At 75.5% G+C, this 20,250-nt stretch carries 19 protein-coding genes; 5 read left to right on the forward strand and 14 right to left on the reverse strand.

Annotation, left to right across the window (positions count from 1 at the left end; translation table 11 throughout):
- The first annotated feature begins 356 nt into the window (after positions 1 to 356).
- Positions 357 to 3,251, forward strand: a complete 2,895-nt coding sequence (gene leuS, locus ACI79B_RS05655; RefSeq protein WP_456926544.1) for a leucine--tRNA ligase — start codon at positions 357 to 359, stop codon at positions 3,249 to 3,251.
- A gap of 81 nt (positions 3,252 to 3,332) precedes the next feature.
- On the opposite strand, the gene ACI79B_RS05660 is transcribed toward leuS, so the two are convergent.
- Genes ACI79B_RS05660 through ACI79B_RS05675 form a run of 4 tightly spaced genes read right to left on the reverse strand, consistent with a single transcriptional unit; the run spans position 3,333 to position 6,391 of the window.
- A complete protein-coding gene (locus tag ACI79B_RS05660; protein WP_456926545.1) occupies positions 3,333 to 3,716 on the reverse strand; it encodes a PPOX class F420-dependent oxidoreductase in 384 nt (127 codons plus the stop codon).
- Positions 3,716 to 4,375 (reverse strand): lipoyl(octanoyl) transferase LipB, encoded by a 660-nt coding sequence (lipB, locus tag ACI79B_RS05665; RefSeq protein ID WP_456926546.1) that lies wholly within the window; start codon positions 4,373 to 4,375, stop codon positions 3,716 to 3,718. The genes ACI79B_RS05660 and lipB overlap by 1 nt, the downstream gene beginning before the upstream one ends.
- Positions 4,376 to 4,397: 22 nt before the next feature.
- Positions 4,398 to 5,132, reverse strand: coding sequence for a Type 1 glutamine amidotransferase-like domain-containing protein (locus ACI79B_RS05670; protein WP_456926547.1), 735 nt, complete (start codon positions 5,130 to 5,132; stop codon positions 4,398 to 4,400).
- Complete coding sequence (locus ACI79B_RS05675) at positions 5,132 to 6,391, reverse strand: NAD(P)/FAD-dependent oxidoreductase (RefSeq protein ID WP_456926549.1); 1,260 nt, start codon at positions 6,389 to 6,391, stop codon at positions 5,132 to 5,134. Before ACI79B_RS05675 ends, ACI79B_RS05670 begins: the two co-directional genes overlap by 1 nt.
- Before the next feature lie 118 nt (positions 6,392 to 6,509).
- On the opposite strand from ACI79B_RS05675, the gene ACI79B_RS05680 reads away from it, so the two are divergent.
- On the forward strand, positions 6,510 to 8,126 hold the full coding sequence (locus ACI79B_RS05680; RefSeq protein ID WP_456926551.1) for a serine/threonine-protein kinase: 1,617 nt from the start codon (positions 6,510 to 6,512) through the stop codon (positions 8,124 to 8,126).
- A gap of 14 nt (positions 8,127 to 8,140) precedes the next feature.
- Here ACI79B_RS05680 and ACI79B_RS05685 read toward each other — a convergent pair whose 3' ends face one another.
- From ACI79B_RS05685 to ACI79B_RS05700, 4 genes are all read right to left on the reverse strand, one after another.
- On the reverse strand, positions 8,141 to 9,052 hold the full coding sequence (locus tag ACI79B_RS05685) for a TIGR01777 family oxidoreductase (protein ID WP_456926553.1): 912 nt from the start codon (positions 9,050 to 9,052) through the stop codon (positions 8,141 to 8,143).
- A gap of 72 nt (positions 9,053 to 9,124) precedes the next feature.
- Positions 9,125 to 11,014: a 2-oxoglutarate dehydrogenase, E2 component, dihydrolipoamide succinyltransferase gene (sucB, locus tag ACI79B_RS05690; protein ID WP_456926554.1), complete on the reverse strand. Its 1,890-nt coding sequence runs from the start codon at positions 11,012 to 11,014 to the stop codon at positions 9,125 to 9,127.
- Between the two features lie 60 nt (positions 11,015 to 11,074).
- Positions 11,075 to 12,454 carry a dihydrolipoyl dehydrogenase gene (gene lpdA, locus ACI79B_RS05695; RefSeq protein ID WP_456926556.1) on the reverse strand — a complete coding sequence of 460 codons (1,380 nt, stop codon included), beginning with the start codon at positions 12,452 to 12,454 and terminating at the stop codon, positions 11,075 to 11,077.
- Between the two features lie 140 nt (positions 12,455 to 12,594).
- The gene (locus ACI79B_RS05700; protein WP_456926557.1) at positions 12,595 to 14,106 is read right to left on the reverse strand and encodes a leucyl aminopeptidase; all 1,512 of its coding nucleotides are present in this window, start codon (positions 14,104 to 14,106) and stop codon (positions 12,595 to 12,597) included.
- A gap of 103 nt (positions 14,107 to 14,209) precedes the next feature.
- On the opposite strand from ACI79B_RS05700, the gene gcvT reads away from it, so the two are divergent.
- The gene (gcvT, locus tag ACI79B_RS05705) at positions 14,210 to 15,319 is read left to right on the forward strand and encodes a glycine cleavage system aminomethyltransferase GcvT (RefSeq protein ID WP_456926558.1); all 1,110 of its coding nucleotides are present in this window, start codon (positions 14,210 to 14,212) and stop codon (positions 15,317 to 15,319) included.
- Positions 15,320 to 15,344: 25 nt separating this feature from the next.
- Here the strand turns inward: gcvT and ACI79B_RS05710 are convergent, their stop codons facing one another.
- Genes ACI79B_RS05710 through ACI79B_RS05725 form a run of 4 tightly spaced genes read right to left on the reverse strand, consistent with a single transcriptional unit; the run spans position 15,345 to position 17,723 of the window.
- Positions 15,345 to 16,511 carry a YihY/virulence factor BrkB family protein gene (locus ACI79B_RS05710; protein WP_456926559.1) on the reverse strand — a complete coding sequence of 389 codons (1,167 nt, stop codon included), beginning with the start codon at positions 16,509 to 16,511 and terminating at the stop codon, positions 15,345 to 15,347.
- A 38-nt stretch (positions 16,512 to 16,549) separates the two neighbouring features.
- The gene (locus ACI79B_RS05715) at positions 16,550 to 16,825 is read right to left on the reverse strand and encodes a DUF4235 domain-containing protein (RefSeq protein ID WP_387989205.1); all 276 of its coding nucleotides are present in this window, start codon (positions 16,823 to 16,825) and stop codon (positions 16,550 to 16,552) included.
- Complete coding sequence (locus tag ACI79B_RS05720) at positions 16,822 to 17,289, reverse strand: DUF3618 domain-containing protein (protein WP_456926561.1); 468 nt, start codon at positions 17,287 to 17,289, stop codon at positions 16,822 to 16,824. The genes ACI79B_RS05715 and ACI79B_RS05720 overlap by 4 nt, the downstream gene beginning before the upstream one ends.
- A complete protein-coding gene (locus ACI79B_RS05725; RefSeq protein ID WP_456926563.1) occupies positions 17,286 to 17,723 on the reverse strand; it encodes a phage holin family protein in 438 nt (145 codons plus the stop codon). The genes ACI79B_RS05720 and ACI79B_RS05725 overlap by 4 nt, the downstream gene beginning before the upstream one ends.
- Before the next feature lie 124 nt (positions 17,724 to 17,847).
- Between ACI79B_RS05725 and ACI79B_RS05730 the strand changes: the two genes are divergently transcribed.
- Positions 17,848 to 18,060, forward strand: coding sequence for a hypothetical protein (locus ACI79B_RS05730; RefSeq protein WP_456926564.1), 213 nt, complete (start codon positions 17,848 to 17,850; stop codon positions 18,058 to 18,060).
- Between the two features lie 32 nt (positions 18,061 to 18,092).
- Here the strand turns inward: ACI79B_RS05730 and ACI79B_RS05735 are convergent, their stop codons facing one another.
- On the reverse strand, positions 18,093 to 19,076 hold the full coding sequence (locus ACI79B_RS05735) for an aldo/keto reductase family protein (RefSeq protein WP_456926565.1): 984 nt from the start codon (positions 19,074 to 19,076) through the stop codon (positions 18,093 to 18,095).
- Between the two features lie 21 nt (positions 19,077 to 19,097).
- On the reverse strand, positions 19,098 to 19,712 hold the full coding sequence (locus ACI79B_RS05740) for a DUF3043 domain-containing protein (RefSeq protein ID WP_456926566.1): 615 nt from the start codon (positions 19,710 to 19,712) through the stop codon (positions 19,098 to 19,100).
- 142 nt (positions 19,713 to 19,854) lie between these two features.
- Between ACI79B_RS05740 and ACI79B_RS05745 the strand changes: the two genes are divergently transcribed.
- Positions 19,855 to 20,211 (forward strand): HesB/IscA family protein, encoded by a 357-nt coding sequence (locus tag ACI79B_RS05745; RefSeq protein WP_091367274.1) that lies wholly within the window; start codon positions 19,855 to 19,857, stop codon positions 20,209 to 20,211.
- Positions 20,212 to 20,250 lie beyond the last annotated feature (39 nt).

The raw sequence follows: 20,250 nt of genomic DNA on the forward strand, positions 1-20,250 counted from the left end.
GGGCCCGGGCCCGCGCCGCGGGCGCGGGGCGGGGGGCCCCCCTCGGCCCCCCCCCCGCGCCCCCCCCCCCCCCCCCCCCCCCCCCCCCCCCCCCCCCCCCCCCCCCCCCCCCCCACGCCGGAGGGACACCTGAGCGCGCCGCACGAGGACGACAACGGTCCGTCCGCCGTCCGGGTGCAGTCCGGAGCGCCCGACCGACCCCTCCGGGTGAGTCCCCGGGCGGTAGACTCGGGGGCGTGACCGGCGGACGCCTGCTTCTCCGGCCGTGCTGACCTGAGCGCTCAGTCAGCACGGCGACCCCTCCTGTGCGAGGGGTCTTTTCATGTCCGCCGACGGATGACACCGGGAGCACCGCGATGAGCCAGACGGCCAGCCAGCCCACGACCGAGCCGGCCGAGGAGGGCGTCCCCCCGCACCGCTACACCCCGGCCCTCGCCCAGCGGATCGAGCTGGAGTGGCAGGACCGGTGGGAGCGGGAGGGGACGTTCCACACGCCCAACCCGGTGGGCCGCCTGTCCGAGGGCTTCGAGCGGGTCGCGGGCCGGCCCAAGACCTTCATCATGGACATGTTCCCGTACCCCTCGGGTGCGGGCCTGCACGTCGGGCACCCCCTGGGCTACCTGGGCACCGACGTCACCAGCCGGTTCCGCCGCATGGACGGCGACAACGTGCTGCACCCGATGGGCTACGACGCCTTCGGCCTGCCCGCCGAGCAGTACGCCGTGCAGACCGGGCAGCACCCGCGGATCACCACCGAGGCCAACATCGCGGCGATCCGGGCGCAGCTGCGCCGGCTGGGCGTCGACCACGACGAGCGCCGCACCTTCGCCACGATCGACCCGGGCTACTACCGGTGGACCCAGTGGATCTTCCTGAAGATCTTCGGCGCCTGGTTCGACGAGGAGGCCGGGAAGGCCCGACCGGTGGAGGAGCTGGTCGCCGAGCTGGACGCCGGCACCCGCGAGCCCGCGCCGGGCACCAACCCCTCGGGGCGGCCGTGGGCCGAGCTGTCCGACGTCGACAAGCGGAAGGTCGTCGACGCCCACCGGCTGGCCTACCTGCACGAGGCGCCGGTCAACTGGTGCCCGGGCCTGGGCACGGTGCTCTCCAACGAGGAGGTCACCCCCGACGGCCGCTCCGAGCGCGGCAACTTCCCCGTGTTCCGGCGTCCGCTGACCCAGTGGATGATGCGGATCACCGCCTACGCCGAGCGGCTGCTGGCCGACCTGGACCGGCTGGACTGGTCGGACTCGGTCAAGCAGATGCAGCGCAACTGGATCGGCCGCTCCACCGGTGCCCGGATCGGCTTCAGCTGCGGGAACGAGACCATCGAGGTCTTCACCACCCGCCCGGACACGCTGTTCGGCGCCACCTACATGGTGCTGGCGCCCGAGCACCCGCTGGTGGAGACGCTGACCGCCGACGCGTGGCCCGACGGCACCGACCCGCGGTGGACCGGCGGCGCGGCGACCCCGGCCGAGGCGGTGCGCGAGTACCAGCGACAGGCCTCGCGGCGCTCGGAGCTGGACCGGCAGAACGAGAGCAGGGAGAAGACCGGCGTGTGGCTGGGCGCCACCGCCGTCAACCCGGTCACCGGGGCGGAGCTGCCGGTCTTCATCGCCGACTACGTGCTGACCGGCTACGGCACCGGCGCGATCATGGCCGTGCCGGGCGAGGACACCCGCGACTGGGAGTTCGCGCAGGCCTTCGGCCTGCCGATCGTGCGCACGGTGCAGCCGCCCGCCGACTTCGACGGCGGCGCGTACACCGGCAGCGGCCCCATGATCAACTCGTCGAACGAGCAGGTCTCGCTGGACGGGCTGACCGACAAGGCCGCCGCCATCGCCCGGATGACCGACTGGCTGGTGGCGGCCGGGCACGGCGAGGCGACGACCACCTACAAGCTGCGCGACTGGCTGTTCAGCCGGCAGCGCTACTGGGGCGAGCCGTTCCCGATCGTGTACGACGCCGACGGACTGCCGCGCGCCGTGCCCGAGTCGCTGCTGCCGGTGCTGCTGCCCGACGTCGACGACTACTCGCCGAAGACCTTCGCCGACGACGACGCCGACTCCCAGCCCGAGCCGCCGCTGTCGCGGGTCACCGAGTGGACGACCGTCGAGCTGGACCTGGGCGACGGGCCGAAGCCCTACCGGCGCGAGACCAACACGATGCCCAACTGGGCCGGCTCGTGCTGGTACTACCTGCGCTACCTGGACCCGGGCGACGACACCCAGATGGTCGACCCGGAGCTGGAGCGGTACTGGCTGGGCCCGCAGTCGCCGGGCGACGTCGGCGGCGTGGACCTCTACGTCGGCGGCATGGAGCACGCGGTCCTGCACCTGCTCTACGCCCGCTTCTGGCACAAGGTGCTGCACGACCTGGGCTACGTGTCCAGCGAGGAGCCGTTCCGGCGGCTGGTCAACCAGGGCTACATCTCCGCCTACGCCTACACCGACGAGCGCGGCTTCTACGTGCCCGCCGCCGACGTGGTGGAGGAGGACGGCAAGTTCTTCTATGAGGGCCAGCCGGTCAACCGCGAGTACGGGAAGATCGGCAAGTCCCTGAAGAATATGGTCACGCCCGACGAGATGATCGGCGCGTACGGGGCCGACACGTTCCGGGTCTACGAGATGTCGACCGGGCCGCTGGAGCAGTCGCGCCCCTGGGACACCAAGGCCGTCGTCGGCTCGCAGCGACTGCTGCAGCGGATCTGGCGGGTCGTCGTCGACGAGGAGACCGGCGCGGTCCGGGCCACCGACGACGCCGCTCCCTCCGAGGACGTGCTGCGGGCGCTGCACAAGGCGATCGCCGGCGTGCGCGACGGCATGGCGACGCTGCGGTTCAACGTCGCCATCGCCCGGATCGCCGAGCTGACCAACGCGCTGACCGCGGCCTACGGCGCCGACTCCCCGGTGCCGCGGGCGGTGGCCGAGCCGCTGGTGCTGCTGGTGGCCCCGTTGGCCCCGCACCTGGCCGAGGAGCTGTGGGCGCGGCTCGGGCACGCCGACTCGATCGCCTGGGCGCCGTTCCCGGTGGCCGACGAGCGGTGGCTGGTCGAGGACACCGTGCAGGTCGCCGTCCAGGTCAACGGCAAGGTGCGGGCGCAGGTGACCGTGCCGGCCGACGCCGACGCCGCGGCGCTGGAGGAGGCGGCGCGGGCCGACGAGAAGGTCGCCGCGCAGCTGGACGGCCGGACGGTGCGGCGCGTGATCGCCGTCCCGGGCCGGCTGGTCAACTTCGTCGTCACCTGAGGTCGTCGCCTGAGGTGGTCGCCTGAGGTGGTCGCCTGAGGCCGCCGCCTGAGGCCGCCGGGCCCCGCCTGGACCCCCGGTTCAGGCGGGGCGGACGCGGATCATGGCGTGCCGCTCGGTGCCCGGGCGGGTGAGCCGCTGCCAGAGCTTCGAGCTGGCGTAGGAGACCCGCCACTGCCAGCCGTAGCGGCGGGCGAGCGCGGCCCGCGCCTGCCGCCACTCGTGCGGCTCCAGCAGCTCGGCGGTGGCCTCGACGACCGGCCCCGTCACCCGGCCGCGGACGTCGCACGGGGCCACGGTGACCCGGGCGGTGTGCCGCAGCCGCTTGACCTTGCCGGAGTCCGCACGGGTCCAGACGACGAGGCCGTCGCCGTCGGGGGCGGCCCACACCGGCGTGGGCACCGGCTCCCCGGTGCGGCGGAACGTGGTCAGGCTGACGTAGGTGCTGTGCGGCAGGCCGGCCATCAGGCGGCCGGGGCGAGGGTGAGCACCCGCCGCATCGCCGCCTCCACCGTGTCGACCACCTCGGCCACCGGGACGTCGCGGCCCAGCTCGGCGCTGAGCGAGGTGACCCCGGCGTCGGCGATGCCGCACGGGACGATCGCGCCGAACGCGCCGAGGTCGGGGTCGCAGTTGAGCGCGAACCCGTGCATGGTCACCCCGCGCGCGACGCGCACGCCGATCGCGGCGATCTTGCGCTCGGGCCGGAACCGGCTGCCGGGCCCGGGGGCATCGGCGGCCACCCAGACGCCGCTGCGCCCGTCGACGCGCATCGTCTCGACGCCGACCGAGGCGCACACCTCCATGAGCGCGTCCTCGAGGCGGCGCACGTGCGCCACGACGTCGACCGGGTCGGGCAGCGCGACGATCGGGTAGCCGACCAGCTGGCCCGGCCCGTGCCAGGTGATCTTGCCGCCGCGGTCGACGTCGACCACCGGCGTGCCGTCGAGCGGGCGCTCGTGCGGCTCGGTGCGCCGGCCCGCGGTGTAGACCGACGGGTGCTCCAGCAGCAGCAGCGTGTCCGGCGCCTCCCCGGCGATCCGCGCGGCGTGGATCTCGCGCTGGCGCGCCCAGGCCTCCTCGTAGGGGACGGTGCCGGCCCGGACGACGCGCAACTCGGTCACAGCTCCCAGCCTAGGCCCGCGCTCACCGCAGCCGCCGGGGCTCGAGGCGGGTCTCGACGGCGGTGCCGTCCGGGCCGCGCTCCACCCGGTAGGCGGCCTTGCCCGGCCGGTCGGCCACCGCCTCGACCAGCGCGGTGCCGCGGTAGACGAGGCCCACGCCGTCGTCGGTGGCGTGCCCGGCGGGCAGCGTCCCGTCGGCGACCAGCCGCTGGTACAGCGGCCGCCGCTGCTCCTCGGAGTCGTGGTGGACGCCGTTGGAGGTGGGGAGCAGGCCCAGCCCGTTCGTCACCGGCCGCAGGTCGGGACCGTAGGAGTCGGTGGTGCCGCCGACGTGCCAGCACAGCGACCCCGCCGACACCCCGCCGAGCACCACCCCGGCCCGCCAGCACTCGGCCAGCACCTCGTCGAGCCCGTGCACCCGCCACACCGCCAGCAGGTTGGCCACGCTGCCGCCCCCGACCCAGACGACGTCCTGCGCCAGCAGGTGCGCCCGCACGTCGGGGACGGTGGGCATCGGGAACAGGCTCAGGTGGCTGAGCCGGACCGCGCTGCCGGCGAAGGCGCCGTACACGCCGGCCAGGCGCGCGGGGTCGTCGCCGGTGGCGGTGCCCAGGTAGCACAGGCGTGGCTGCGCGGGCGCCCCGGCGAGCTCGACGGCCAGGTCGAACACCGGGCCCGGCGCCCAGTCGTAGGGCCCTCGGCCGCGGGAGTCGAAGCCGATGCTCGTGGCCAGGATCGTCGGGGCGGTGGCGGGCATCAGGCGGCTCCGGCCGCGGCTGTCGAGGCGGTCGCGGGCCGCAGCCGGCGCAGGACCGCGCCGGCGGTGCGGCGGCCGCTGGCCATGGCGCCCTGGATGGACGGGGTGTCCCGGTGGTCGCCGCAGACGTACAGGCCACCGCCGAGGTCGACCGGGCGGCGCAGCCGCAGCGGGGGCAACGCCGCGGGCTGCGCCCCGGTCACGGTGACCGTGGTCAGGTGCTGCAGGTCCGCCGTGGCGACGTCGTGCAGCTGGGCCACCTCCTCGCGGACCTCGGCCTCCGGCGTGGGTACGAGCGAGCTGCTGGCCACCAGGGCGCGGCCGTCGGGGGAGTAGGCCGGCTGGGCGTCGGTGAGCACCGCGCTGTTGACCAGCCGGCCGCCCGGCGTCCCCAGGACGATGAGCGGCTCGGGCCACGGCGAGGCCGGCAGCACGTGGTAGTGGGTCGTCACCTGGCGGGGCGCCGCGGCCTCGACCGCCGGCACGAGCACGGCCGCGGTGTCGGGGTCGGTGGCCACCACGACGGCGTCGGCGCGCACCGGGCCGGCGTCGCTGTCGACCGAGCTGCCCGAGACCGCGGTGACCCGGACCCCGTGGTGGACGCGCCCCTCACCGACCCGGGCGGCAAGCTGCTCGGCGATCGCCTGGATGCCCCGCGCCGGCAGGCCGGTGCCGCCGCGGACGAAGCTGCGCCACAGCAGGTCCAGGTAGCGGCTGGAGGTCTCCAGCCGGTCCTCGAGCAGCACGCCGGCGAAGAACGGCCCGAAGAACCGCTCCAGGGCCGTGGCGCCGACCCCGGCCCGCCGGAGGTGCTCGGCCGCGGAGGTCTCCGGGGCCGTCACCAGGCGCGGGACCGGCCAGTACCCGGCGCGCGCGGAGAACGCGGCGATCGCCGCCTTGTGCGGCAGGGACCCCACCGGTGCTCTCAGCGTGTCCGCCGCCGCCGACGGCCGGCGGCGGGGGTCGGCGACCCGGTGTGCACGGCCCCCGACGCGGACGATCGCGCCGGGGGTGAAGAAGCCGAGGTCGAGGGCGGGCAGGTCGAGGTCGGCGGCGCGCGGGTAGCCGGTGTTGAACACCTGGAAGCCGCGGTCGACGACGAAGCCGTCGACCCGCTCGGTGGCCAGCCGGCCGCCCGCGGAGGCGGAGGCCTCCAGGACGTGCACGTCGACCCCGGCGGCGGCCAGGCGGGTGGCCGCCGACAGGCCGGCCAGCCCGGCGCCCACGACGACGACCTCGGCACGGGCGGGCAGCGACATGGCCCGAACCTAGGTGCAGTCGGCGCCGGGCACCCGTCCGGGACGGCGCCTGTGGACGCCGCCCGGGCCTGTGGACGGCGGATGCGGGACGGGGGCGGCGCGGCCTACGGTCCCCGCCGTGCCCGCCACCTCCTCGCCCAGTGCCGGCCCCGACGCCGCCCCGGTGCCGCCCGTCGTGCCCGGCTACCGGCTCGACCGGCTGCTCGGCCAGGGCGGGGCGGGCGAAGTCTGGCGCGCGAGGCCCCGCGACGGCGGCGCGCCGGTGGCGGTGAAGCTGCTCGTGGCCGGCGACGCCGGGCGGCAGGCGCGGGAGGCGGCGCTGCTGGGTGCGCTCGACCACCCGCACCTGGTGCGGCTGCACGAGGTGGTGCACCAGCCCCGCCGCGGCGGCCCGGCCCGGGTGGCGCTCGTCCTCGACCTGCTCGAGGGCGGCAGCCTGGCGGCGCTGCTGGCCCGGCGCGGCCGGCTGCGCCCCGGCGAGGTGGTCACCGCGCTGGCGCCGGTCGCCGCGGCGCTGGCCTGCGCGCACGAGCAGGGCGTCGTGCACGGCGACCTGTCCCCGGGCAACGTCGTGTTCACCGCCGAGGGGCGGCCGGTGCTCACCGACCTCGGCGTGGCGCGGGTGCTGGGCGAGGACGCCGCTGGTGAGGTGACGCCGGCCTACGTCGACCCCGCCGTCGCCCGCGGGAGCGCGCCCGGCCCGGCCTCGGACGTCTTCGGTGTCGCCGCGGCCGCCTTCCACGCGCTGACCGGCGTCCCGCCGTGGAACGCCGCGACGCCCGCCGACACCCTCGCCGTCGCCGCCGCGGGCGAGCTGCCCGACCTCGCCGAGCTGGCCCCGGGCACGCCGCCCGCGCTGCTCGAGGTGGTCGGCCGCGGCCTGTCGGCCGATCCGTACGCGCGGGGGACGGCGGCGGCCTTCGCGCTCGACCTGCGGCACGCCTGCCGCCCGGAGCCGGTGCGGCTGCCGGCACCGGGGATCCCCGACGCCGAGCTGGCCCGGACCGGCCGCGGCCCGCGCACCGAGCTGACCCACCAGGTGCCCGGCCGGCGCCGGCCCGCGCCCGCCGGGGTCCGCGCTCCGTCGGGCCGGTCCGGGTGGCCGGGAGGACCGCTCGTGCGGCGGGCGGCCGCCGGCATCGCGGTCGCCGCCCTGGTGCTGGGCGCGGTGGCGCTCGGGCTGGCGCTGACCCGCTCCGGGCCCGGCGGACCGGCGGCGCCGGCGGCCGCGGCCACTCCGGACCCCGCCGTCCCGGCACCGTCCACGGCTCCGGTCCCGTCCTCCGCCCCTACGCCGTCCTCCGCCCCGGCCCCCGCCCCGCCACCGTCGACGGAGCAGGTCGACTGGACCGCCGTCCTCACCGACCTCTACGACCGTCGCGCGCGGGCGTTCACCACCGGCTCGCCGGCGCTGCTGGACGAGGTCTACACACCCGACAGCCCGCTGCTGGCCGCCGACCGCGCGTACCTGAGCACGCTCACCACCGCCGGTGAGGTGCTGCGCGGCTTCGCCCCGTCGGTTTCCGACGTGACGGTCGAGCCCGCGACCTCCGGGGACGGGTCCGTGCAGGTGCGGCTGGTCGACAGCTGGCCGGAGTACGCGGTCGTGGCGGCCACGGCTCCGGACGGCCCGGTGCTGCGCACGGAGGCCGGCCGCGGGGAGGCCCCGGTGACGATGCTGCTGGTCCCCGGGGCCGGTGGCTGGCGGATCGGGACCGCGGGGCGGCTGGCGTGAGGCCGGCGGCGGCGTCAGTCGCGGCCGAGCGCCTTGCTGAGGGCGGCGGGCAGGTCGCGGTGCCGGAACGGGTAGCCGGCCGCGAGCAGCCGGGCGGGCACGGCCCGCTGCCCGGCGAGGACGCTGGAGCGCCCGAACTCGCCGAGAGCCGAGCGGATGGCGAAGCCGGGCACCGGCAGGACCGTCGGCCGGTGGACGGCCCGGCCCAGCTCCCGGACGAACTCGTCGTTGCGCACGGGGTCGGGACCGGTGACGTTGACCGGCCCGGACACCTCGTCGGCGGTCAGCAGGAAGCGGATGGCGCCCACCTCGTCGTCCAGGCTCACCCACGGCCAGTACTGCTGGCCCGACCCCACCCGGCCGCCGAGGCCGAGCCGGAAGACCGTGCCGAGGATGCGCACGAGCATGGCGCCGCGGCCGACGACCAGGCCGGTCCGCAGCGTGACCACCCGGACGCCCGCCGCGGCCGCGGGGGCGGTGGCGGCCTCCCACTGCACGCAGACGCGGGCGAGGAAGTCGTCCCCGGGCGGGGCGTCCTCCTCGACCACCCGGTCCCCGGTGTCGCCGTAGTAGCCGACCGCGGAGGCCGACAGCAGCACCCGCCGGCGCGAGGGGTCCTCGGCGGCCGCGGCGGCGAGCGCCTCGGCGATCGTGGTGGTGCTGTCCACCCGGCTGGTCAGCAGGTCCCGCCGGTAGGCCTCGGTGAACGGGCGTGGCCGGATCGGCGTGCCGGCGAGGTTGACCACCGCGTCGACGTCACGCAGCAGCGCCGGGTCGATCCGCCGGTGCTGGGGGTCCCAGCGGTGCTCGTCGGCGGTGCGGGGGGTGCGGCGGACCAGCCGGATGACCTCGTGCCCGTCGGCGCGCAGCGCCGGCACCAGCGTCGACCCGATGAGGCCGGAGGCCCCCGTGACGGCGATCTTCATGACCCTCCTCGTCCCCCCTGCCCGGTACGACGTCGGGCCCCGGCGCGTGCGCCGGGGCCCGAGCGGGGGACGTCAGCTCAGGCCGAGCTCGCCCTGGAACTGTCCGGCCTCCAGCCGCTCCTTCACCGTGCCGAGGAACCGCGCGGCGTCGGCGCCGTCGACGATCCGGTGGTCGTAGGTGAGGGCCAGGTAGACCATCGAGCGCACCGCGATGACTTCGCCGAGGTCCGGGTCCTGCACCACGACGGGGCGCTTGACCACGGTGCCGGTGCCCAGGATCGCCACCTGCGGCTGGTTGATGATCGGTGTGTCGAACAGGGCGCCGCGGCTGCCGGTGTTGGTCAGCGTGAACGTGCCGCCGCCCAGCTCGTCCGGGGTCACCTTGTTCAGGCGGGTGCGCTCGGCCAGGTCGGCGATCTTGCGGGCCAGCCCGCCGATGCTCAGGTCACCGGCGCCGTGGATGACCGGCACGAGCAGGCCGCGCTCGGTGTCCACGGCGACGCCCAGGTTCTCCTGGTCGTGGTAGGTGACCGTGCCGGCCTCCATGTCGACCGAGGAGTTCACGGCCGGGTGGGCCTTGAGCGCCTCGACCGCCGCCTTGGCGAAGAACGGCAGGAACGACAGCTTGACGCCCTCGCGGGCCTCGAAGTCCCGCTTGGCCCGGTCGCGCAGCTTGGCGATCCGGGTGATGTCGACCTCGACGACGGTGGTCAGCTGGGCGCTGACCGCCAGCGACTCGACCATCCGCCGGGCGATGACCCCGCGCAGGCGGGACATCTTCTCGGTGCGGCCGCGCAGCGAGGTGTCCGGCTGGGCCGCCGGCGACGGCGTGGTGGCCCGGCCGGCGGCGGCCGGAGCCGGGGCGGCGGCCGGAGCCGTGGCCGGGGCGGAGGCGGCCTCCGCGGCGGCCAGGACGTCCTGCTTGCGGATGCGGCCGCCCACGCCGGTGCCGGTGACGCCGGCCAGGTCGACGCCGTGCTCGGCGGCCAGACGGCGCACCAGCGGCGTCACGTAGGTGCCGCCACCGTCGGCCGGAGCCGCGGGCGCCGGGGCCTCCGCCCGCGCGGGTTGCGACGGCTGGCTGCTCTGCTGTGCGCGGACGGTCTCGGCCTCGCCGGACCCGTAGTCGGCCCCGGCAGGGACCGACGGCGGCGCGGCCGGCGGCTGGGGCGCGGGCTGCTGCTCCTGCCGCGGCGCCGGAGCCGGGGCAGGGGCGGGAGCCGGGGCCTCCTGCGAGGCGGGGGCCTCCTGCGGGGCGGGGGCCTCCTGCGGGGCGGGGGCCGGCGCTGCGGGAGCGGGGGCACCACCACCGGCGGCACCGGACCCGATCACGGCCAGCTGGGCGCCGACCTCGACGGTCTCGTCCTCGTTGACGGTGATCGACAGGAGCGTCCCCGACACGGGGGCGGGGATCTCGGTGTCGACCTTGTCGGTCGAGACCTCGAGCAGCGGCTCGTCCGCGGTGACCTCGTCGCCGACCGCCTTGAGCCAGCGGGTGACGGTGCCCTCGGTGACGCTCTCGCCGAGCGCCGGCATGGTCACCGGCGTCCCCTCGCCACCGCCCTGACCACCGCCCTGGTCGGCGGGGGCCGGGGCCTCGGCGGCGGGAGCGGGCTGCGGCTCGTCGGCGGCGCCGGGGCCGGCGTCCTCCACCTGCTCGACCGGGGTCTGCGGGGTGGTGGCGTCCTCGGCGGAGGCCGGACCGCCGGCACCCGCGCCGTCACCGTCGCCGCCGATCACGGCCAGCTCGGCGCCGACCTCGACGGTCTCGTCCTCGGACACGAGGATCTTGGTGAGGACACCCGCCGCGGGGGAGGGGATCTCGGTGTCGACCTTGTCGGTCGAGACCTCGAGCAGCGGCTCGTCGACCTCGACCTGCTCACCCTCCTGCTTCAGCCAGCGGGTGACCGTGCCCTCGGTGACGCTCTCGCCCAGGGCGGGCATGGTGACGGAGGTCGGCATCGGGGCGGGGCTCCTTCGTGGTGGCGCGGGTGGGGGAGACGGAGAGCGGAGCCGGCCGGCTCAGCTGTGGGCGTGCAGCGGCTTGCCGGCCAGGGCCAGGTGGGCCTCGCCGATCGCCTCGCTCTGCGTGGGGTGCGGGTGGATCAGGGAGGCGACCTCGTCGGGCAGGGCCTCCCAGTTGAAGATCAGCTGCGCCTCGGCGACGAGCTCGCCGACCCGGCTGCCGACCATGTGCACGCCGACGACCGGTCCGTCCTTCTGACGGATCAGCTTGACCGCGCCCTGGGTCTTGAGGATCTGGCTGCGGCCGTTGCCGCCCAGGTCGTAGACGAGGGTCTCGACGTCGCCGTACTTGTCGCGGGCCTGGGTCTCGGTCAGGCCGACCGAGGCGACCTCGGGGTCGGAGTAGGTGACCCGCGGGACGCCGGCGTAGTCGATCGGCACGACCGGGAGGCCGGCGAGCCGCTCGGCGACGAGGATGCCCTCGCCGAACCCGACGTGGGCCAGCTGCAGGGTCGGGATGAGGTCACCGACGGCGGAGATGGTCGGGACGTTGGTCTGGCAGTACTCGTCGACCAGCACGTAGCCGCGGTCCATCGCGACGCCGGCCTCCTCGTAGCCGAGGCCCTGGCTGACCGGGCCGCGGCCGATGGCGACCAGCACGATCTCCGCCTCGAACTCCTTGCCGTTCTGCAGGGTGACCTTGACGCCGTTCTCGGTGGACTGCACCGAGGACACCATGTTCCCGAGCTCGAAGTTGATCTTCCGGCGGCGGAAGGCACGCTCGAGGAGCTTGGAGGAGTTCTCATCCTCCAGCGGCACCAGGTGCTTGAGGCCCTCGATGATCGTGACGTCGACGCCGAAGGACTTCCAGGCGCTGGCGAACTCGCAGCCGATGACGCCGCCGCCCAGGATGATCGCCGAGGTCGGGACGCGGTCGAGCGTGAGCGCCTGCTCGCTGTCCATGACACGGACGCCGTCGAGCTCGACGCCGGGGATGGAGCGCGAGTAGGAGCCGGTGGCCAGCAGCACGTGGCGGCCCTCGTAGGTCTGCCCGTTCACCGCGACCGCGGTGGGGGAGACCAGCCGGCCCTCGCCCTCGACGTAGGTGATCTTGCGGCTCTTGATCAGGCCCTGCAGGCCCTTGTACAGCCGGGAGATGACGCCGTCCTTGTAGGAGTTGACGCCGTCCATGTCGATGCCGGCCAGCGAGGTCTTCACCCCGAACTGCTCGCCCTCGCGGGCCAGGTCGGCGACCTCACCGGCGTGCAGCAGGGCCTTGGTGGGGATGCACCCGCGGTGCAGGCAGGTGCCGCCGACCTTGTCCTTCTCGATCAGGACGACCGACATCCCCAGCTCCGCGGCCCGCAGCGCGGCGGCGTAGCCACCCGAGCCACCACCGAGGATGACCAGGTCGGCGGGGGTGGTGGGTGCGCTCACGACGTGCTCCTCGATGCTCTCGGCCTGCCCCACCCGAACGGGTGGGGGATGGTCCTCGACCATCCTGCCACTCCGGGTGACAGGGCAGGTCGAGGGCGGTGCGTGCCGCGTGCGGCCGGGGTCCCCGGCCGCACGCGAGGTCAGCGGGTCAGCAGGTCCTCGATGGTGGCCAGCAGGGTGCGGACGGGCATCCCGGTGCCGCCCTTGGGCGTGTAGCCCCAGGGTGCGCCGGTGTTGAAGCTGGGCCCCGCGATGTCGACGTGCGCCCAGGGCAGCCCGGCCGGGACGAACTCGGCGAGGAAGTGCGCCCCGACGAGCATGCCGCCCATCCGGTCGGCGTTGGCGTTGACGAAGTCGGCGACCGGCGAGTCGATGCCGCGCCGCAGCTCCTCCGGCATCGGCATCGGCCACATCGGCTCGCCGCTGCGCCGGCTGGCCGCGACGACGGCGTCGCGCATGTCGTCGCTGCCCATGACGCCCGCGGTGCGCGCGCCGAGGGCGACCAGCTGCGCGCCGGTCAGCGTCGAGGTCTCGAGGAGGACGTCGGGGGAGTCCTCGGCCGCGCGGGCGATCGCGTCGGCCAGGATCACCCGGCCCTCGGCGTCGGTGTTGGTGATCTCCGCCTTCTTGCCGTTGCGGAAGGTGACCACGTCCGCGGGGCGGTAGGCGGTGCCGCTGGGCAGGTTCTCCGCCATCGGGACGGTGGCGGTGACCTCGACCGGCAGGCCGAGCTGGGCGACCAGGCAGACGGTGGCGATCACGGCCGCGGCGCCGGCCATGTCGCTCTTCATCTCGTCCATCTTCGCGGCGGGCTTGATCGACAGGCCGCCGCTGTCGAAGGTGATGCCCTTGCCGACCAGGGCGACCTTCTTCTCCGCCTTCTTGCCCGTGTAGGTCAGCCGCAGCAGCCGCGGGCCGCGCGCCGACCCCTTCCCGACGGCCAGGATGCCGCCGTAGCCGCCGGCGGCGAGGTCGTCCTCGTCGAGCACCTCGACCTTCAGGCCGGCGGCCTTGCCCGCGGCGGCGCCGCGGGCGGCGAGCTCGGCGGGGTAGAGGTCGTTGGGCGGGGTGTTGACCAGGTCGCGCACCAGCGCGACCGCGTCGGCCACGGCGCGGACCCGCGCCAGCGGGGCCTTCGCCGCGCCGGCGTCAGGGACGACGACGGTGAACTCGCGCGGCGGCGTGGGCCGGTCGGCGGGCAGGTCGGACTTGTAGGCGGTGAACTCGTACGCGCCCAGCAGTGCGCCCTCGCCGACGGCGTGCAGCCGCTCGGCGTCCGGGGTCCCGCCGACGGCGGCCAGCAGGGTGACGACCGAACCGCGGCCGGTCAGCGCGCGGCTGGCGGCGCCGGCGGCGCGGCGGATCGCCTCGGGGGAGTAGCCGCCGGTGGCCTCGGGGACGCCGAGTCCGACGGCGGTGACGACGGGGAAGGGACCCTGCCCGAGGCTGGCCACCCGGGTGACCTCGTCCTGGGTGCCGCGGGCCCCGAGGTCGGCCAGGGCGGGCAGCAGCCGGCCGCCGAGCAGGCGGTCCACGGCCTCCGCGCCCGGTGTGGGCAGCGGGCCGGAGGAGCCCTTCCCGATGCCGACGACGACGGCGTCGGCGGGGGTCTTCTCGAGCGGGCGGTCGGTGGCGGTGATCGTGGGCGGCACCGCTCGATCCTAGAAGGACCCCCGTGCCCCCCACGCCTCGCAGGCTCGGCGCGGGCCCCTGCACGGGGGCCGGTTCCGGCACGTCGCCGGATAGCGTGCGGGGGTGACCGCGCGGACCTCGCCCCTCCACGACCGCCACGTGGCGGCCGGCGCCAAGCTGGCCGACTTCGGCGGCTGGTCGATGCCGATCGAGTACGCCGGCGGCGGGGTGCTCGCGGAGCACGCCGCCGTGCGCGAGGCGGTGGGCCTGTTCGACGTCTCGCACCTGGGCACCGGCACCGTGCGCGGGCCCGGTGCCGCGGCCCTGGTGGACGCCTGCCTGACCAACGACCTCGGGCGGATCGGGCCCGGGCAGGCGCAGTACACGCTGTGCTGCGTCCCCGACGGCGAGGCCGACGCCGGCGGCGTGGTCGACGACCTCATCGTCTACCTGCACTCACCCGACGACGTGCTCCTCGTGCCCAACGCCGCCAACGCCCAGGAGGTCCTCGCGCGGATCGCCGCCGCCGCGCCGGCCGGCGTCACGGTGACCGACCGGCACGAGGAGGTCGCCGTCCTCGCCGTGCAGGGGCCGCGCTCGGCCGCCGTCCTGGAGGCTGCCGGGCTGGCCGCGGAGCTGGACTACATGGCCTTCGCGGGCGGGGAGGGACAGGAGGTCACCGTCTGCCGCACCGGCTACACCGGCGAGCACGGCTACGAGCTGCTCGTCACCGCCGAGCGGGCCGGCGCGCTGTGGGACCGGCTGCTCGAGGCCGGCGCCGCCGAGGGCATCCGCGCGTGCGGGCTCGGCGCGCGGGACACCCTGCGCACCGAGATGGGCTACCCGCTGCACGGCCACGAGCTGTCCCGGCAGATCACCCCCAACCAGGCGCGCAGCGGCTGGGCGGTGGGGTGGAAGAAGCCGGCCTTCTGGGGCCGGCAGGCACTGCTGGCCGAGCGCGAGGACGGCCCGACCCGGCTGTTGTGGGGCCTGCGCGCCACCGGCCGCGGCATCCCGCGTCCCGGCATGGACGTCCTCGACGAGGCCGGCCGCCGCGTCGGCGAGGTCACCAGCGGCACGTTCTCCCCGACGCTGCGCACCGGGATCGCGCTGGCCCTGCTCGACGCCGCGGCCGGCGTCGCGCCGGACACGCCCCTCGCCGTCGACGTCCGCGGCCGCCCGCAGCCCGTCGTCGCCGTCCGGCCGCCGTTCGTGCCCTCGCACGTGCGCTGAGGAGGGCGCCCGCTGGGGGAGGCCCTCAGGCCTTCTGCTTGGACTCCCTCGTCGGCTCCGGCGGGTCGGGCAGCTCGTCGGCCATCGTGGCGTTGCGCTGGCCCATGGGGACCGGCGGGCCCTCGGTGGTGTCCTCGGCCGTCTGGTGCTCGGCCTCGGAGTTGATCTCCGCGCCCAGCAGGACCAGGTAGCAGGTGAGGTACAGCCACAGCATCAGCACGATGACGCCGGCGATGGCGCCGTAGGTCTTGTCGTACGAGCCGAAGTTGTTGACGTAGAAGCTGAAGCCCAGGCTGACCAGCGCCCAGATGACCGTGACCACGATCGCGCCGAGGCTGACCCACTTGAGCTGCGGCGCGTCGCGGTCGGGCGCCACCCGGTAGAGCACCGCCAGCGAGCCGGCGAACACCCCGAGCAGCAGCACCCAGCGCACCACCTGCGCCAGGACGGTCCCGACGACGCCCAGCGGCAGCGCGTCGAGCACCGCCGGGACGACGGCGACCAGCGTGAAGGTGACCAGCACGAACACGATGGCGCCGAGCGTGAGCCCGAGCGCCATCGCCTTGCGCTTGACGAACCCGCGGGTCTCCACCTCGTCGTAGGCGATGTTCACCGCGGTGATCACGTTGCCCGTGCCGCCGGACGCCGACCACAGCGCCGCCAGCACCGAGATCACCAGCGACACCGACAGCGCGCCGCCGCTGTTCTGCGTGATCGCGGTGAGCTGGTCGCCGATCAGGGCGGCCGCCTCGTCGGGGAGCTGCGCCGAGAGGCTCTCGACCTGCCGGGCGACGGTCTCCGGGGAGGCCACGAGGCCGTAGATGGAGATCGTCGCGATCAGCGCCGGGAAGATCGCGAGGAAGGCGAAGAACGCGACGCCGCCGGCGATGATCGGCATGTTGTCGGCGTTGTTCTCCGCCCACGCCCGCTTGACGATCTGCTTCCAGCCCCGGGCCGGGATCTCGGTGGGCTTGTCCGCGTGCATCCCGGGCAGCTCGGCCGGGGTCGGGCCGCCGGGTGGCACCCGGCCCGGCTCGGCCGCCTCCTCGCCCCGGGCGGCCCGCTCGGCCGCCTCCTCGCCGCGGGCGGCCCGCTCGGCCGCCTCCCGCGCGGCCGCCCGCCGGGCGGCCTTCTCCTCGACCCGCTCGCGGATCCGGTCGACCGCGCTGTCGCGCTGCCTCGTCCCGGACATGCCAGGCCCCCCTCCCGTCGGTCGCCGTCGTCCCGGCGTCAGTCGCCCGGCCAGCTGCCGGTGAGCTTGGTGAAGCCGCGCGCCCCGGCCCGGTCGATCGCCGCCTTGGTGGCGGCGAAGATCGCGCCCTGGATCGCCGCGGCGAGGACCACCTCGCGCATGCGGTACTCGCTCTGCAGCGCGTCGGGGGCGTCGTCCTCCCCGGAGATGCGCTTCCACACCTGCTTGAAGACCGCCCCGGAGACGACGCCGGCGAGGATGCCCCCGACCAGGCCGACCGGGCGGTAGACGAGCTTTGCGCCCTTGCTGCTCACCTGCGCACCTTCCTCGCGGCCTTCCGGGTCAGCTGCTTCGTCCTCCGCGCGTTCCTCGCCACCGCCCGGCGGGCCCGGGCCGCCTCGCGGGCGGCCTCCTTGCGGGCCCGGTGGGCCTCGGCGCGGGCCTGCGCCACGGCGGCCGCCGACCCGGTGGCGGCGGCCCCGGCCCGGCGGCGCTTGCGGCGCCGCCGCCAGACGACCAGCCCGACCAGGCCGGCGAGCGCAGCGCCGGCGCCGATGACGGCAGGCGGGCTCTCGCGGTAGGTCTCGACGGCGGTGTCCTTGGCCCGGGCCGCGCCCTCCTTGGCCCGGGCGGGGACGTCGAGGCGGTGGCTGAGCTCGTCGACGGTGCGGCCGAGCTGCTCGCGGGTCGCCTCGATCTCCGCCTTGATGGCCTCGGGGTCGGTCGCCCCGTTCGCCGCGGCGTCCTCGGGGCGGGAGCCGCCGGTCGGGGTGCTCATCGGCGCGCACTCTCCTTCACCGTCGCGATGTCGGCCTTGGTGCTGGCGATCGCCTCGGTGGGCACCGGCGGCGTGCCCTTCTGCACGTCCTTCTTGCCGACCAGCGCCAGGATCCCGGCGACGGCGAACAGCACCACCGCCACGATCAGGGCGGCGAGCCAGGCGGGCAGGACGACGTCCAGGGCCAGGACGGCGGTGGCGACCAGCACGCACAGCCCCAGGAAGCCGAACAGGCCGGCGCCGCCGAACAGGCCGGCGCCGATGCCCAGGCGCTTGGCCTTCTGGGTCATCTCGGCCTGGGCCAGCCGGGCCTCGTCGCGGACCAGGCGGGAGACCTGCTCGGTCAGCTGGCCGATCAGCTGGCCGGTCGAGGCCTCGTCGGTCGACGGCGGCGGGGGTGCGGCGCGCGAGGCGCCCGCGGGGGGCACGGTCATCGGTCCTCCGGGGAACGGGGCGGTCGATGACCTCCCATGCCCGGGGAGATCGGCGGCGTAACCCCGCAGGTGGTCACACCGCGGACACGACGCGGGCCGGCGGCGCGGTCACTACCCTCGCGCCATGAGCTGGACGTGGCGGCTGGAGGACCCGACCGGCGCGACCCTGGACCCGGCCGCGGTCGGCGTCGAGGTGCCGCCCGCGGACAACCAGGGCGACGCCGAGTCGTGGCTGGGGGAGAACTGGCGCGACCTGCTGGCCCGGGGCGTGGCCACGGTGAGCCTGTTCGACGGCGACACCAAGGCGTACGGGCCGATGGCGCTGGCCCCGGCCTGAACCTCAGGTGGAGGTCCAGGCCGGGGCAGGGGTCAGCCGCGGGCGGTCTTGGCCGGATCGCGCTCCACGACGTCGCCGAGCACCTCGTCGATGCGCGCCATCACGTCGTCCTCCAGGCGCACGCCCGCGGCTTTGACGTTGTCGTGCACCTGCTCCGGGCGGGTCGCGCCGATGATCGCCGCGGCCACGTTGTCGTTCTGCAGCACCCAGGCGACGGCGAGCTGGGCCATCGACAGGCCGAGGTCGTCGGCGACCGCCCGCAGCTCCTGCACGCGGGTGAGGACGTCGTCGCGCAGGAAGCCGCGCATCGACCGGCCCGCCTCCTCGTGCCCGGCCCGGCTGTCGGACGGCGGCTGCTCGCCCGGCCGGTACTTGCCGGTGAGGACGCCCTGGGCCAGCGGCGACCAGACGATCTGCGAGACGCCCTCGCGCTGCGACGTCGGGACGACCTCGTCCTCGATGACCCGCCACAGCATCGAGTACTGCGGCTGGTTGCTGATCAGCTGGATGCCGAGGTCGCGGGCCAGCGCCGCGCCGGCGGCGATCTCCTCGGCCCGCCACTCCGAGACCCCGACGTAGAGGACCTTGCCCGCCCGCACCAGGTCGGCGAAGGCGGTCATCGTCTCCTCGAGCGGCACCGTCGGGTCGTACCGGTGCGCCTGGTAGAGGTCGATGTGGTCGGTCTGCAGCCGCCGCAGCGAGGCGTCGCAGCTCTCGGTGACGTGCTTGCGGCCCAGGCCGCGGTCGTTGGGGCCGGGGCCGGTGGGCCAGTAGACCTTGGTGAAGATCTCCAGGCCCTCGCGGCGCCGGCCGGCCAGGGCACGGCCGAGCACCGACTCGGCGCGGGTGCCCGCGTAGACGTCGGCGGTGTCGAAGGTCGTGATGCCGGCGTCGAGGGCGGCGCGCACGCAGGCCTGCGCGGCGTCCTCCTCGACCTGGCCCCCGTGGGTGAGCCAGTTGCCGTAGGCGATCTCGGAGATGGTCAGGCCGGAACGGCCGAGGCGTCGGTACTCCACGTGCCCCGACGCTAGTGCCGGCTAGACCTCGGCGCCGACCGCGACCTCGGGCTTCGGGAACCGCCAGCGGCGGATCATCGTCGCGCGGCTGACGCCGTACCAGACCAGGCCCTTCATCCGGTGCGGCTGGTCGGGGAAGCGCTGCCGCACCGTCCTCGAGATGCGCCGGCCCAGGAACACCGAGTCGACGATGATCACCAGGAAGAACAGGAACCAGACGAAGACCGTGTAGTTCTGCACCGCCGGGCTCGGGATGAAGTACCCGACCAGCACCAGCGCGGCGACCGGCAGGAAGAAGCTGCCCGCGTTGCGGCGCGCGTCGACCATGTCGCGGACGAGCTTGCGCACCGGGCCGCGGTCGCGCGCCGGGAGGTAGGCGTCGTCGCCGCGCGCCATGCCCGCGCGGGTGTCGGCCCGCCGCTGCGCCTGCTGCTGGCGCATGCGGGCGTAGGCCTCCTTGCGCGTGGTGGGCGGCGGCGGGGGCGGACCGGGACGGCGGCCCTGCGCCTCGGCGCGCTTGGGCGTCGGGCGGCCCTTGCCGCCGGCCTTCACCAGCTGCTGCTCGGTCAGGTCGGCGGCGGTGTCCGGGGCGGTCTCGGCGGCGCGGTCCCGGCGCCCGGGCAGGCGGAGCTTCACGCCCGCGAGTCTACGTGCGTGCCCGCGAGGGACTGGCCTCCCGCGGTGCGCGCCGTACAGTGGGAAGAGGGCCCGCCACGGCGGTGTTGACCCGCGGCAGGGACTGCCGCAACGGACGCCCTCGGATGTGGGAGGACAAGACATGACGGTGCAGGACACCGAGACCCCCGGCAGCACCGGCGTGCTGCTCAGCGAGCCGGCCGCCTCGAAGGTCAAGGCGCTGCTGGACCAGGAGGGCCGCGACGACCTGCGTCTGCGCATCGCCGTCCAGCCCGGTGGCTGCTCCGGCCTGCGCTACCAGCTCTTCTTCGACGAGCGGTTCCTCGACGGCGACCAGACCTACGAGTTCGGTGGCGTCGAGGTCATCGTGGACCGGATGAGCGGCCCGTACCTGGGTGGCGCGGTGATCGACTTCGTCGACACCATCGAGAAGCAGGGCTTCACGATCGACAACCCGAACGCGCAGGGGTCCTGCGCGTGCGGCGACTCGTTCCACTGAGCGCCCGCGCCTGAACGCAGAACGGCGCCCGTCCCCACC

The organism is Geodermatophilus sp. SYSU D00879, from assembly GCF_054050375.1.